This window comes from Mesorhizobium sp. RCAM 05104 (assembly GCF_059683645.1).
In genome coordinates, this window is record NZ_CM185033.1 from 6,597,262 (window position 1) to 6,609,774 (window position 12,513).

Below are 12,513 nucleotides of genomic sequence, written 5' to 3' on the forward strand. Positions count from 1 at the left end.
AATTTCTGATGGGTATTGAAGGTGTTGGCGCTCGTGTGGCGCGCAAGGAAGACAAAAGGTTCATCACCGGTGCCGGCCGCTATGTCGACGATATGGTGGTCCCCGGCATGAAGCATGCGGCCTTCGTGCGCAGCCCGCACGCGCATGCGCAGATCAAGAAGATCGACGTCAAAAAGGCTCAAGCCATGCCCGGCGTCATTGGCGTGCTGACCGGCAAGGAGCTCAAGGCCGACGGTATCGGCAACCTCATCTGCGGCTGGATGATCCACTCCAAGGATGGCTCGCCGATGAAGATGGGGGCGTGGTCGCCGCTGGCCTTCGACAAGGTGCGGTATGTCGGCGATGCCGTCGTCATCGTCGTCGCCGAGACCAAGGGGCAGGCGCGTGACGCGGCCGAGGCGGTCGAGATCACCTACAAGGAGCTGAAGGCCGTCGTCGACGCCTCGAAGGCGATGGACAAGGACGCGCCGCAGATCCATCCCGAGGCCGACAACAACCTGATCTTCGACTGGGACATCGGCAACGCCGACGATACGGCGGCGGCCTTCCAGAAGGCGGCCCATGTCGTCAAGATGGACATCATCAACAATCGCCTGGTGCCCAACGCCATGGAGCCGCGCGCCGCCCTTGGTCATTACGACAAGGCGGAGGACCACTACACCTGCTGGACGACGTCGCAGAACCCGCATGTCGCGCGGCTGGTGATGAGCGCCTTCTACAATGTCGCGCCGGAAAACAAGCTGCGCGTCATAGCACCGGATGTCGGCGGCGGCTTCGGCTCGAAGATCTACATCTATCCGGAAGAGATCGTCTGTCTTTGGGCGTCGAAGAAGACCGGCGTGCCGGTCAAATGGGTGGCCGACCGCACCGAGAGCTTCCTCACCGACGCGCATGGCCGCGACCATCACACCCACGCTGAAATGGCTTTCGACAAGGACCACAAGATTCTTGGCCTGAAGGTCGAGACCAAGGCCAATCTCGGCGCCTACATGTCGCTGTTCTCGTCAGCGACGCCGACCTATCTCTACGCGACGCTGCTGTCGGGCCAGTACAACATCCCGGCCATCCACGCCAATGTGAAGGCGATCTACACCAACACCGCGCCGGTCGACGCCTATCGCGGGGCGGGGCGGCCGGAAGCGACCTTCGTTATGGAGCGCATGATGGAGACCGCGGCGCGCCAGTTCGGCGTTTCGCCGGCGGAGCTGCGGCGCAAGAACTTCATCACCTCGTTCCCGCACCAGACGCCGGTCATCATGTGCTATGACGCCGGCGACTATGCGGCCTCTCTCGATGCCGCGATGAAGGCGTCGGACTATGCCGGCTTTGCCAAGCGCAAGGCCGCCGCCGCCAAGAAGGGGCTGCTGCGCGGCATCGGCATGAGCTGCTACATCGAGGCCTGCGGTATCGCGCCGTCGGCGGCGGTCGGCAGCCTCGGGGCCGGTGTCGGCCTTTGGGAAAGTGCCGAGGTTCGCGTCAACGCGGTCGGCACGATCGAGGTTCTGACCGGTTCGCACAGCCACGGCCAGGGCCATGAAACGACCTTCGCGCAGCTGGTCAACGAGCGCTTTGGCGTGCCGCTCGATTCGGTCTCGATCATTCACGGCGACACCGACAAGGTGCAGATGGGCATGGGCACCTATGGGTCACGCTCGGGCGCGGTCGGCATGTCGGCGATCGTCAAGGCGCTCGACAAGGTCGAGGCCAAGGCCAAGAAGATTGCCGCCCACCTGCTCGAGGCCGATGAGGGCGACATCGTCATCGAGAACGGCGCGCTGAAGGTGGCCGGCACCGACAAGAACGTGCCGTGGTTCCAGATGGCGCTCGCCGCCTATACCGCCCACAATCTGCCGGGCGGGATGGAGCCCGGGTTGAAGGAGACGGCGTTCTACGATCCGTCGAACTTCACCTTCCCGGCCGGCTGCTACATTTGCGAGGTCGAGGTCGACCCGGAAACCGGTACCACCGAGATCATCCAGTTCGTCGCAGCCGACGATTTCGGCAACATCATCAACCCGATGATCGTCGAAGGCCAGGTGCATGGCGGACTAGCGCAAGGCATCGGCCAGGCTCTGCTCGAGGGTGCCCACTATGACAATAGCGGCCAGCTTTTGACCGCGAGCTACATGGACTACACCATGCCGCGCGCCGGCGACCTGCCGTCGTTCAAGGTCTCGACCTCGAACACGCCGTGCCCGGGCAATCCGCTCGGCATCAAGGGTTGTGGCGAGGCCGGCGCCATCGGCTCGCCGCCGGCGGTGATCAACGCCATCACCGACGCCATCGGCAGCAACGATCTCGCCATGCCGGCTTCGCCGTCCACCGTGTGGGCAGCGATCCGCGCGACGACGAAACACTGAGGAGGAAGAAGCATGTATTCGGTCAACTATCACCGCGCCGCCTCGGTCACGGATGCCGCTAAGCTCGTCAAGACCGGCGACGCCAAGCTGCTGTCGGGCGGCATGACGCTGATCCCGGCCATGAAGACGCGGCTCGCGGCACCTTCCGATCTTGTCGACCTGTCGCGGATCAAGGACCTGCAAGGCGTCAAGGTGTCGGGCAAGACCGTCACCATCGGCGCCGCCACCACGCACTACGACGTCGCCCGGGACGAGAAGCTGAAGAAGGCGTGTCCGGCGCTTGCCCATCTCGCGTCGCTGATCGGCGATCCGGCGGTGCGCCACCGGGGGACGATCGGGGGCTCGATCGCCAACAACGATCCGGCGGCCGACTATCCGGCGGCGCTGCTGGCGCTGGGCGCCACCATCGTCACCAATAAGCGCCAGATCGCCGCCGACAAGTTCTTCAAGGGCCTGTTCGAGACGTCTTTGAAGGACGGCGAGATCGTCACCGCCATCACCTTCACGGCGCCAGCCAAGGCGGCCTATGAGAAGTTCCGCAACCCGGCATCGCGCTACGCGATCGTCGGCGTGTTCGTGGCCAAGGGCAAGGACGGCGTCAGCGTTGCCGTCACCGGCGCCGGCGATGACGGCGTCTTCCGCTCGAAGGAGATCGAGGCAGCGCTCGCCAAGAATTTCGCGGCCGCCGCGCTCGACGGCGTCAAGGTGCCGGCGAAGAATTTGATGACCGACATCCACGCCTCGGCCGACTACCGCGCAAATCTGATCGCGGTGATGGCCAAGCGCGCGGTGGCGGCAGCCAACGCCTGACGACAAAGCGGTTCATCGTTCACGAAAACGCCGAACCGCTCCCTCTCTTTGTCTTGAGGCAATTCCCAGGGGAAAGCGCTATGCGCTTTTCCCGGGAAAACCGTCTCACACTTTCCCCTGGAATCGCTTGGCAGTTGCCGACATGGAAAGGGGCCTTCGCGGCCCCTTTTTCGTATGTGGCGGGCCGTAGTCGTCCAGTTCCTGAAAGAATCGTTGCCGCACCAACCTCCTTTGCTTCAAGCAGTTCCGGCCGCTTGCTGCCCTGAAACTGCCGTGGCAGCAATCTCGCACTTGCACAAATTGATATTGCACTGCAATATGACCTGGGGCGGGAATGCGAACCGGGTTCGGACAGCGTACCGCCGTACCCTTTCGCATGACCAATGCGAAAGGATCGGAATGTCCGACATTTCCGCAACCCATATGGTTCGGTCTCTAACCGTCACCGACAGATCGGCCAGGACAAGATTGGCCTATCTCGACGGCTGGCGCGGCCTGTCGATAGCCCTGGTGCTGATCGGCCATTTTTTCCCTGTTCCCGGAATCAATCTCGGGGTGCTGGGCGTCGAGTTCTTCTTCGTGCTCAGCGGCCGGCTGATGGCCGAGATCCTTTTCATCGAACGCTACCCGCTGAAGAAATTCTTCAAGCGTCGCTTCTCGCGCATCTATCCGGCTCTGCTGGTGTTCGTCATCGTTGCCATGATTGCGCTCTCCGGCACATTCATCGCCTTCAAATGGAAGGCGGCGCTGACGGCGCTGACATTCACCTACAATTATGCCGGCATTCTCGTTACCCGGGCCGGGGCGCTAGACCATATCTGGTCGCTTTGCGTCGAGGAGCACGCCTATATCATCCTGGCGCTGATCAGCGCGCTCGTCTTCAGCCGCAACCGCGTGATCCCACTGCTGGTGACACTGGCCCTGCTTGCCATGGCGAACGGCGCGATCTCGTACTGGGTGTTCGATCTGGACTACGAGACCACCTACTGGCGCACCGACGTGCACATCGCGTCGATCCTGCTGTCGGCATCGATCTGCCTGCTCAAGGCCGAGGGCAGGCTGCCGGCGGTGTTCAGGGGCACGCACGTGGCGCTGGCGGCAACGGTCGGCGCGATTGTGCTTTTCCTCGATCCGGTGCCGACGCCGATCCACTATCTCGTGGCGGTGCCGCTGCTGGCGCTCGCCGTCAACGCGCTCGATTTCAACACCGGCTATCTGACCGGATTGCTGTCCTCATCGCCGATGACGATGCTGGGGCTGTGGTCGTATTCGCTGTATCTGTGGCAGCAGCCGTTCTACAAATTCGTCTATGAGCAAGGCAGCAACCCATGGCCGATGCTGGCCGGGGTCTTTGCCTGCGCGCTCTGCAGCTACTACGTCGTCGAGCGGCCGGCACGCGAATGGCTCAACCGCAATTGGTGAAGACCGCCGGCATCGTCAGGCCGAGGCGCTGTTTTTCCGCGCCCTAAGATAGCGCCGCAGGCCGGCTTCGCCGCGCGGCGTCGTCCAGCGGTGGTTCCAGGCGAAGGCCGGCCGCAGCAGCGGTGCGAGGAATTTGAGGATGGGTCTCTCGACCGTGACCTGCCAGATCAGCTGGACATGGGTGCCGGTGCCCGACGGCGACAATTCGGCCCGCCACAGCCCGTCGAAATCGCCATGGGTCTTAACCACCACCAGCCGGCCTGGTTCGAGCTCCGCGGCCTCGATGATGAAATTCAGCTCATAGGGCAGGGCGCCGCGAGCCCGCGCCCTTGCGCGCGAACCGATGATCGCCTTGCCTCTCCTGTCCAGCGGCACCACTTCCTTGTAGACGTCACCCCACCAGAGCGGCAGCAGTTCGGCATCCGAGAGCACCTCCCACACTTCCAGTGGCGTGCCCTCGGGGATGTGCCAGCTTTCGTCGAAACGGAAGACATTGCTTGGCATGGCGCTTCCTCCGGTTGGCGGAAACATCCATATTAGCTGCGGCTTTTTTATGTGGCCAGCGCCAGCGGATCAGGCGGGGATCTGCCTGACATAGTAGCGCACCGCCTTCTTGCCGCCATGGATGACGGCGTCGCCGACTTCGGCGAAGCCCAGGGCGGCGTGAAAGGCATCGGAAGCCGGGTTGGGCGGATCGATATTGACCTCGCAGGTGACCAGCGTGTGGCCGGCGGCCGCGACATGATCGAACAGGTCCTGGTAAAGCCGGCGGGCATGGCCGCGGCCGCGCGCTTGCGCCGCGACGACGACACGGTCGACATAGACGAAGCACGGGTAGCGTTCGCAAAACCACAGAAAATTGGGACTGTCGTAACCGGCGTCCTGATCGAAGGTCATGATGAAGGCTTCGAGGTCGCCAATGCGGCGCGCATAGAAGGCCTCGCCGAGCAGGAAGGACAGCCGCTCTGGCTCCAGCCAAGACAGTTCGGCTGCGTGCTCGTTGTTGAGCGCCAGGATCGCCGCTTCGTCTTCGGGCGCTACAGGGCTGATCGCGGCAGGGGTCGCGGTCATGCCTTGGCCGCCGCGATCGTCGCCGCCACCAGCGGTGTGTCGGTCAGAGTGTTGCGATACTCACGGTCGAGGTCGGAGCCGCCCATGCCGACGTGGGGATTGCGGTAATGCATGGCGCTTGGCACCTCTCTGAGGGCGGCGAAATGCATTTCGGCCAGTCCCGTTTTCCTCAGCACTTCGGCGATGTTGCCAAGGTCGAGCCCGCCACAGCCGAGGATAACGATGCGGTCGCCGGCCTGCCGCACCAGATCCGCCAACAGCGAGATGCCTTCGATGGCGGTATCGCGCTGGCCGCTGGTCAGTACGCGGCCGACCTTGCAGCGGATCAGCACTTCCAGCGCCTCGGCCGGATCGCGCGTCATGTCGAAGGCACGGTGGCAGGTGACGTTCAGAGGCCCGGCGGCCTTCGTCAACTCGCTCATGCGCTCTTCGTCGATGGTGCCATCGGCGTTCAGGCAGCCAAATACGACGCCGGGCACGCCGAGGTCGCGCAGCGCGGCGACATCGGCAAGCATCGAGCGATATTCGGCGTCGCTGTAGAGAAAATCGCCGCCGCGCGGCCGCACCATGACGTGAAACGGCACGGTCGCCTGGTCGAGGGCGGCGCGCACCGTGCCGAGGCTCGGCGTGATGCCGCCTTCTACCAAGCTGGCGCACAGTTCGACCCGGTCGGCGCCGGCAGCCTGCGCTGCCAAAAGGCCATCGATGCCCTCGACACAGATTTCGATCAGCGGCAGGCGAGGTTGTTTGGTCAAGGGGCGATCCAGTCGATGATGTCGGCGTCAGCCCTAGCATCGGGCAGCTTGGCGCGAAAGCGCGAACAGCGCGCCGCCACTTGGGCCAGGCTGCATTTCCCGGCTTGACAGTCTTATAACCGTTGAGTTATTGATCAACCTATAGCCAACGGGTTATTGATCGTGTGGGCAGCGCAGCGTCGTTCTCGATCGACAAGGAGTGGACATGACTGAAACCAAATCGATTGTCGTCGAACGTCTGATCCCGCACGCTGCCGAAAAGATATGGCGCGCATTGACCGTGCCTCATCTCGTTGCCGAATGGCTGATGCAGAATGACTTCGTGGCGGAAGAGGGACATCGCTTCACCTTCCGGGCAACGCCGGTGCCAGGCTGGTCCGGCGTGACGAATTGCGTGGTGCTGAGGGTCGATGCGCCGCGCCTGCTTGCCTATAGCTGGGGCGACGGGACGGAATCGGACAGCGGGCTGCAGACCATGGTGACATGGTCGCTCACTCCCGAGGGCGCGGCGACCCGGGTGCGAATGGAGCAGTCGGGATTCCGGCCCGCCGACGAACGCGGATATGCCGGCATGGGGGGCGGGTGGCCGCGTATCCTCGAGCGGCTCGAACAGGTGGCCGCCAGGCAGAGCTGACACCGGGCTTTTTCTCAAACAAACCAGTCGGCGGAACTGGCGATCGCAACAATTCAACCCGGATGCTCGGCTTCCGGGTCTGGCAAAACACGCCCCGACGAAACGCTTCAAGAAGGAGACGGACATGCAAGCGAGGATCAAAAATCCGGTGATGCTCATTCCCGGCGCCCTGCAGGCGCTGCTGGCGCTGGACAAGTCGACCGAGGCGGCCGAGGTGCCTTATGTGACACGCAAGCTCATGCATCTGCGCGCCAGCCAGATCAACAGCTGCAGCGCCTGTGTCGACATGCATGCGCGTGAACTGAAAAAGGCCGGCGAAAAGGACGAGCGCATCTTTGCCCTTGCGGCATGGCGGGAGACGCCTTACTTCACCGATGCCGAACGGGCGGCCCTGGCGCTCGCCGAGGCCGGCACAAGGCTCGCCGACCGGCCGGACGCGGTGCCGGACGATGTCTGGGACGAAGCCGCCGGGCACTAAGGCGCTGGCCGCCCTGGTCATCCAGATCGCGCTGATCAACGCCTTCAACCGGCTGAACGCCACGACACGACAGATGGTCGGCGCCTGGGGCTGAGCCCTCGGGTACAGGGCGGTCGTTCGAGACGATGCGGCTCACTCGCCGCGCATTGCCGCTTGGGTTTGCCCGAGCGGCAGTTGCGTCAGGCTACTGGCGCAACTCCGTATTCTTGGCGCCTTCCTCGACCTGATCGATAACCAGCAGCTTGACCGGTCCGTCGCCTATATTGGTGGCCTGGTGCCACTGTCCAATCACCTCGATGATGAAATCGCCCGTCTTGTAGGTGTTGCTGTTGCCGCTCTCGACATTGGTGACCTTCAGCGTCCCGGCTTCGACATAGGCGTAGCGGGGGAAGGGATGCCTGTGCACCGGCAAGGTCGCGCCCGGCGCGATGTCATAGGTCGAAACCAGGACCTGCACGTTTTTCCGCGGCAGCGTGATCGGCTGGCTGGAAGCGGTTGTCGTGCGTGACGCAAGCGGCGTGACGACGACCGGTGTGCCGCTGCTGTCCAGTGCCCAAACCGGGTTTGCGGAAAAGACCGCCGCGAGCAGCAGCCCAGACATCAGAATTTTTCGCATGATTCGCTCCAGCGCAGTGTCAGCATCGCGCGGCGGCCCTCCGCGTGCAAGGTAGGGTCTTTGGCGAGAAGCCTGCCGGCCCGCGTCCTTCGTCCGGCCGCGCCGGGGGGCCGGGTTGTTCCGTGATTGCCGCTGTCCGATCGTGGGCTATGCCGCGGCACTGAGCCTGGGTTCTGCGAGCGTCCCCAGGCCGGCACATCCAGAACAGGCGAGCGTCTCTCCTGGGCAACCGGTCTGATGGGTGCCTTGCGGGCAGCAATGCCCCTTTGACGCATACCATCTGGAGCAGTCGAAAACCCTGCCGCTGCCATGACAGTGCGGGCATTCCGCATTCACTAAAGCCGTTGCCAATTTTTCTTACCCAAGCCAAACGCACTAACCCCACGCCGCAAGTAACAGAGATCGCTGCGCTTTCAAGCACGGCGCGCTGACTTAAATTGGGTGGGTCGATGACAGGGGTAGGTGGCCGGTGCCGGCCGCGCGACGAACGGAGTGGCGTTTTTTGCCCCGCTGCAGGAAGCCGCGGTAGGCCGGCGCCGCGTCTTGGAGAGACAACGTGACACCGGCCAGACGAACCGTCAGGTCCGCCGCCCCGCACACATGGCCTATTCGGACGGTCGGGGTTATGGCGTGATCGCGGAAGCAGGAGGCTGCTGGAGGCTGCTGGTCGGAACTGTCGCCATCCGTTGGGGCAAAGCAAACCGCGCGCCGCAAGGCATCTCGATCAGAACAGCAGGAGCAAACGAGCTCACTCGAAAGAACATGCCAGGCTAGCCGATTGAGGTATCCGAGCATCGTCACTCTCCTTGTGAAAGGCAGATATAATTCCGGCGTTCCCGACGCCGGATAGGCCGGTTTCGGCGAACAGGAGGGTAAGATGCTACGTGCAATATCTAGGGTTCTGGCTATCGTCGTCCTCTGCTCCACCGCCGTCGGAATCACGACAAGTCTGACCATGGCTGACACGCGCGATGCGGGCCACAAGCCGGGTGATAGGGGACACTAGGTCCACCGCCCAATGCCGACGCGCGATCGGTCAATTTGTCACTGCCGAAGTTGATGGCCCGTTGCTCGCGCAGCGGGCCTATCTTTCGCCCGAGGCAGCAAGACCGCCTGGAAAGTGACAAGTAAGCTTGGGGAACGAACCGACAGTTCGAATCTTGGCAAATCTTGCAAAGGTGGCCGAGGAAACAGCGCTGATTGGAAGGCAGCACCTTGTGTTCTGCCGGATCAATATGCGCCTTAACCAATACAATAACAGGCCCGGTCGGACGGGCGCGGAAAGCATCGCCAAGGCGAGCTTCGCCTCAGCAGGCGCGCTTGAACGAATGTCAGTAGCGACGTCGCCGCAACGAAAGGATCAGCCCGACCACCAAGCCGAGAACGAACCCGAGTGGCCCGGTAATAAAGATGCCGAGCAGCGGTCCCTGGTTGGCCTCGGGCGTGAAGATGAGCGGTCCAACGAACCCGCCGACAAAGCCGATGACGCCCAGGACCACGCCCCAGCGGAACATCGTAGCGATCATGTATCCCCCAAACCTCGTCCCGACTTGCTTACGAATCCGTAAGTCGCGCATCTGAGCCTAGTCCCATAGGCTGACCGGGAGCAGCGAATTCATTCAGCCCTTCGCTGCTCCCTGGGTTCCCACACCCGACAGCCCGCTGCCACCCCCCAAAAGTCCCGGCAGCGGGCTGGTCCCACGCTGGTCCTGAACGCAAGACCACCGACGGATCAAGTCGTCAAGTTGGCGATACGACCCGCTGCCTCGATGTCGGCCTCTTGGCCGGGAACAAAAGGGCTGCGATCCGGTTTCGAGGGATGGGAGGAAATAGATATGCCAAGCCAAGTCAAGGATCCGCCACCGAAGCCCGACCACGAGAAGGCACCCGTCCGTCGTCGTGACAAGGAAGCACCGCCAGAGCCTAAACATGTCGATCCGCCACCGCGAGATGTGCGAGAGGCGCCGGTTCCAAATCCAAACGGCGAGAAGAATCGTTAAGCGCCGGCCGCATGCGGCGCGTCGATGAGTGGCGGGCAGCTGTACGTTTTAGCCAGTGCACCTCCGGCACGATAATTGCTTCCACATCCCTGAGGGGGAAATGGCTGGGCTAATGCATCGAAGTAATGAAGAACTGTGCAATTGGGCGGGCGCAAGGGGGATTACGATCTACCAACGATCAAAGACTGTCTGGATTGCGGCAGGAACGTATCGGGGCCGTGAATATGAGGTGAAGGGTCGTACTCCTGCCCTTGCGCTCGCATTGTGGATGGAGGCCGCACGGTACCGAGGTTCGGGAATATAGGGCTGACCCGCTTCCGCCCAGCAGGGTGCGGCCGACGCCCTCGGGTCAGGGTGGCTCCATCGAGCGCCGGCCTTGGCAGGGTTGGGGTCCTGCCACCGAATAAAATTAGCTGATTCTAAAATATCGAGGAATAGTTCGATTGCGGAAAGGTGCCGCTTCGATCGTCGCCTTCGCCGAACTCGTCTCTGTCGATGGGGCGGGACTCCGCTGCCCCCGTTGTCAATGAAGGGCGAGGCGCTCGGTACGCATTGCAAAATGGCAGGGGAGGCGCGGACGCCTCCCGCGTCTCCCGGCATCTTAGAATCGATCGTTCACCGCCGTGAACCGGTCATGTGTGAATAGGAGCGATGGGTTGCGCTCCAGCCGCACGACCGTCGGGGGCTTGATGTGATTCCTCTGGCTTTCCGCGAATGCCAGGGCGAATGATTTCAGCGCAAAAGCGTAGGTGCGCTCTTCGTCGTGCTCGACAACACGCACGAACCACTCGCCGTCGGCCTCAAACACTTCCACGCGGGTTCCCGAGAGCCCGCCGTAGCTGGTCAGATAACCGTCGATGTCGCGTTGGGGACGAGCCACCGCTTTCCTCCCATGTAGCAAGATATGCAACTACGCTAATGAAGATACCCTGCAACAGACTATGACATAGCTCACATAGCTTTCGGCCACCCGCGCAAGGCCCCATCGTTCTATTTGCAAAAGCGACGCCAAATGCGGCGAGAAGGGATCACGCCGAAGGTGAAGCGCCAAACGTTGCGGTCGGCGCCACGCCTTGGAGAGATAACGAGGCACAGGTCTAGCCAGAGCCGCATCAGGTCCGCCGCGGTCGCACCATGGGCGGGTCGGTAGGGTGCGATCGCGGAAGCTCGCGTGCAGCCGCCCATCGTCACAACTTGTAGCTAACACCAAACTTAATGGCTTGCGCTGTCAGACTGCGGTCGAAGCCAGGGATTTCGCCTGGGCTCCCGACGTATTTCATTGGTTTGGCAGCCAGGTTGATCTGGTTCGAAGCCGTTTCCTTGCGTGTCATTCGCAAGAGTTTGCCGAGGGCGGGGCGCTCGTTGACGATATGTCGAAGCGCGCGGGGTGTAGCCCGCGATATAGCCCGGCGAGATGCCAGCCAACTTGGCGAAGGCTTCGGACGTCAGCTAAACTATTGAAAAGATTTGGCTCCCCGGGCCGGATTCGAACCAGCGACCAACCGGTTAACAGCCGGTTGCTCTACCACTGAGCTACCGGGGAACGGAGGCTCTGATGTGAGTGGCGCAGCCTATAGCTGCCCTTTTCGGCTTTGCAAAGAAGCATTTCGCATTTTTCCGAGGCTTTTTCGCACGATGGTTTCTGGCAATCGTCCATGGAGGCCCTCATATAAGCCGTCATACGAGGGATAGGGAACCAAAAAGCGCGGCGCGGCTTTGGTTCAATGACGCTCCTGAACGGTCAAACGGGTCAATCTTTCGAGACGATGACAGCACAAGACAGCCAGATGCCAGCGCGTAAAATTTCGGTTTTGGGACGCGAGTTCAAAATGCCGCGCTCGCGCGGCCTCAGAATCGCGATCGGCATGCTGCTGACCGTCGGCGGCATCCTCGGTTTTCTGCCGATCCTCGGCTTCTGGATGGTGCCGCTCGGATTGCTGGTGCTGTCTTATGAATTCGCCATGGTTCGCCGCCACCGTCGACGCTTCGTCGTCTGGTGGGAACGGCGCCGCCGACCGGATTAGGTCGATAGGGCAAGATGGCACGCCTCAGCGGCCCTGCGTGCTCCTTCATTGCCTCGCGGATCTGCCTGAGAATCGCCACGGCTAAGGCGAGCTTCGCCCGGTCTAGGCGCGACAGGCTGCTGGCACCGCCGATACACGGGCCGTCAAAGGCGTAGCGCAAGAGCTCTTCGCATCGCGGCAGCGAGAGGCGGCTGGGGCGTTCTTGTCTTTTGCTGCCATTGCCCGGCGCATGACTGGCGCCTCCTGTCCTGCTCAACACCTGGGTGGCGCGTCGGTTTATTCCGGCGGCGGGTCATGCTAAACAAATCGCTAATATATCGCTGCGATTCCCGGAGCTTGAGGA

The 12,513-nt window shown here is 62.4% G+C and carries 11 protein-coding genes, 1 tRNA gene and 1 pseudogene; 6 read left to right on the top strand and 7 right to left on the bottom strand.

Translation table 11 applies throughout. The features are described 5' to 3' along the window. Positions 1-8: 8 nt before the first annotated feature. The 3 genes from AC56QP_RS32235 to AC56QP_RS32245 all read left to right on the top strand — a co-directional run bounded on the left by AC56QP_RS32235 (position 9) and on the right by AC56QP_RS32245 (position 4,592). The gene (locus AC56QP_RS32235; RefSeq protein ID WP_489861858.1) at positions 9-2,360 is read left to right on the top strand and encodes a xanthine dehydrogenase family protein molybdopterin-binding subunit; all 2,352 of its coding nucleotides are present in this window, start codon (positions 9-11) and stop codon (positions 2,358-2,360) included. 12 nt (positions 2,361-2,372) lie between these two features. Continuing rightward, the gene (locus AC56QP_RS32240) at positions 2,373-3,170 is read left to right on the top strand and encodes an FAD binding domain-containing protein (RefSeq protein WP_489861857.1); all 798 of its coding nucleotides are present in this window, start codon (positions 2,373-2,375) and stop codon (positions 3,168-3,170) included. Positions 3,171-3,569: 399 nt separating this feature from the next. Next, positions 3,570-4,592, top strand: coding sequence for an acyltransferase family protein (locus AC56QP_RS32245; RefSeq protein ID WP_489861856.1), 1,023 nt, complete (start codon positions 3,570-3,572; stop codon positions 4,590-4,592). 15 nt (positions 4,593-4,607) lie between these two features. On the opposite strand, the gene AC56QP_RS32250 is transcribed toward AC56QP_RS32245, so the two are convergent. From AC56QP_RS32250 to AC56QP_RS32260, 3 genes are all read right to left on the bottom strand, one after another. After that, complete coding sequence (locus AC56QP_RS32250) at positions 4,608-5,096, bottom strand: SRPBCC family protein (RefSeq protein WP_489861855.1); 489 nt, start codon at positions 5,094-5,096, stop codon at positions 4,608-4,610. 69 nt (positions 5,097-5,165) lie between these two features. Further along, positions 5,166-5,663: a GNAT family N-acetyltransferase gene (locus AC56QP_RS32255; protein ID WP_489861854.1), complete on the bottom strand. Its 498-nt coding sequence runs from the start codon at positions 5,661-5,663 to the stop codon at positions 5,166-5,168. After that, positions 5,660-6,418: a copper homeostasis protein CutC gene (locus AC56QP_RS32260; protein ID WP_489861853.1), complete on the bottom strand. Its 759-nt coding sequence runs from the start codon at positions 6,416-6,418 to the stop codon at positions 5,660-5,662. The genes AC56QP_RS32255 and AC56QP_RS32260 overlap by 4 nt, the downstream gene beginning before the upstream one ends. A gap of 205 nt (positions 6,419-6,623) precedes the next feature. On the opposite strand from AC56QP_RS32260, the gene AC56QP_RS32265 reads away from it, so the two are divergent. Continuing rightward, the gene (locus AC56QP_RS32265; RefSeq protein WP_489861852.1) at positions 6,624-7,052 is read left to right on the top strand and encodes an SRPBCC family protein; all 429 of its coding nucleotides are present in this window, start codon (positions 6,624-6,626) and stop codon (positions 7,050-7,052) included. A 124-nt stretch (positions 7,053-7,176) separates the two neighbouring features. Beyond that, positions 7,177-7,624: pseudogene (locus AC56QP_RS32270) on the top strand (carboxymuconolactone decarboxylase family protein). A 90-nt stretch (positions 7,625-7,714) separates the two neighbouring features. On the opposite strand, the gene AC56QP_RS32275 reads toward AC56QP_RS32270, so the two are convergent. From AC56QP_RS32275 to AC56QP_RS32290, 4 genes are all read right to left on the bottom strand, one after another. After that, positions 7,715-8,146 (bottom strand): cupin domain-containing protein, encoded by a 432-nt coding sequence (locus AC56QP_RS32275; RefSeq protein ID WP_489861851.1) that lies wholly within the window; start codon positions 8,144-8,146, stop codon positions 7,715-7,717. Positions 8,147-9,477: 1,331 nt separating this feature from the next. After that, the gene (locus AC56QP_RS32280; RefSeq protein ID WP_489861850.1) at positions 9,478-9,672 is read right to left on the bottom strand and encodes a hypothetical protein; all 195 of its coding nucleotides are present in this window, start codon (positions 9,670-9,672) and stop codon (positions 9,478-9,480) included. Positions 9,673-10,747: 1,075 nt separating this feature from the next. Further along, positions 10,748-11,026 carry a hypothetical protein gene (locus tag AC56QP_RS32285; RefSeq protein ID WP_497100921.1) on the bottom strand — a complete coding sequence of 93 codons (279 nt, stop codon included), beginning with the start codon at positions 11,024-11,026 and terminating at the stop codon, positions 10,748-10,750. A gap of 588 nt (positions 11,027-11,614) precedes the next feature. After that, a tRNA-Asn gene (locus tag AC56QP_RS32290) sits at positions 11,615-11,689 on the bottom strand. Between the two features lie 223 nt (positions 11,690-11,912). Between AC56QP_RS32290 and AC56QP_RS32295 the strand changes: the two genes are divergently transcribed. Continuing rightward, complete coding sequence (locus AC56QP_RS32295; RefSeq protein ID WP_256750595.1) at positions 11,913-12,170, top strand: PGPGW domain-containing protein; 258 nt, start codon at positions 11,913-11,915, stop codon at positions 12,168-12,170. Positions 12,171-12,513 lie beyond the last annotated feature (343 nt).

Bases quoted from the DNA above. Each gene is read 5' to 3' on its own strand.
- AC56QP_RS32235 (WP_489861858.1), top strand. From the start codon at position 9: ATGGGTATTGAAGGTGTTGGCGCTCGTGTGGCGCGCAAGGAAGACAAA.
- AC56QP_RS32240 (WP_489861857.1), top strand. From the start codon at position 2,373: ATGTATTCGGTCAACTATCACCGCGCCGCCTCGGTCACGGATGCCGCT.
- AC56QP_RS32245 (WP_489861856.1), top strand. From the start codon at position 3,570: ATGTCCGACATTTCCGCAACCCATATGGTTCGGTCTCTAACCGTCACC.
- AC56QP_RS32250 (WP_489861855.1), bottom strand. From the start codon at position 5,096: ATGCCAAGCAATGTCTTCCGTTTCGACGAAAGCTGGCACATCCCCGAG.
- AC56QP_RS32255 (WP_489861854.1), bottom strand. From the start codon at position 5,663: ATGACCGCGACCCCTGCCGCGATCAGCCCTGTAGCGCCCGAAGACGAA.
- AC56QP_RS32265 (WP_489861852.1), top strand. From the start codon at position 6,624: ATGACTGAAACCAAATCGATTGTCGTCGAACGTCTGATCCCGCACGCT.
- AC56QP_RS32275 (WP_489861851.1), bottom strand. From the start codon at position 8,146: ATGCGAAAAATTCTGATGTCTGGGCTGCTGCTCGCGGCGGTCTTTTCC.
- AC56QP_RS32280 (WP_489861850.1), bottom strand. From the start codon at position 9,672: ATGATCGCTACGATGTTCCGCTGGGGCGTGGTCCTGGGCGTCATCGGC.
- AC56QP_RS32295 (WP_256750595.1), top strand. From the start codon at position 11,913: ATGACAGCACAAGACAGCCAGATGCCAGCGCGTAAAATTTCGGTTTTG.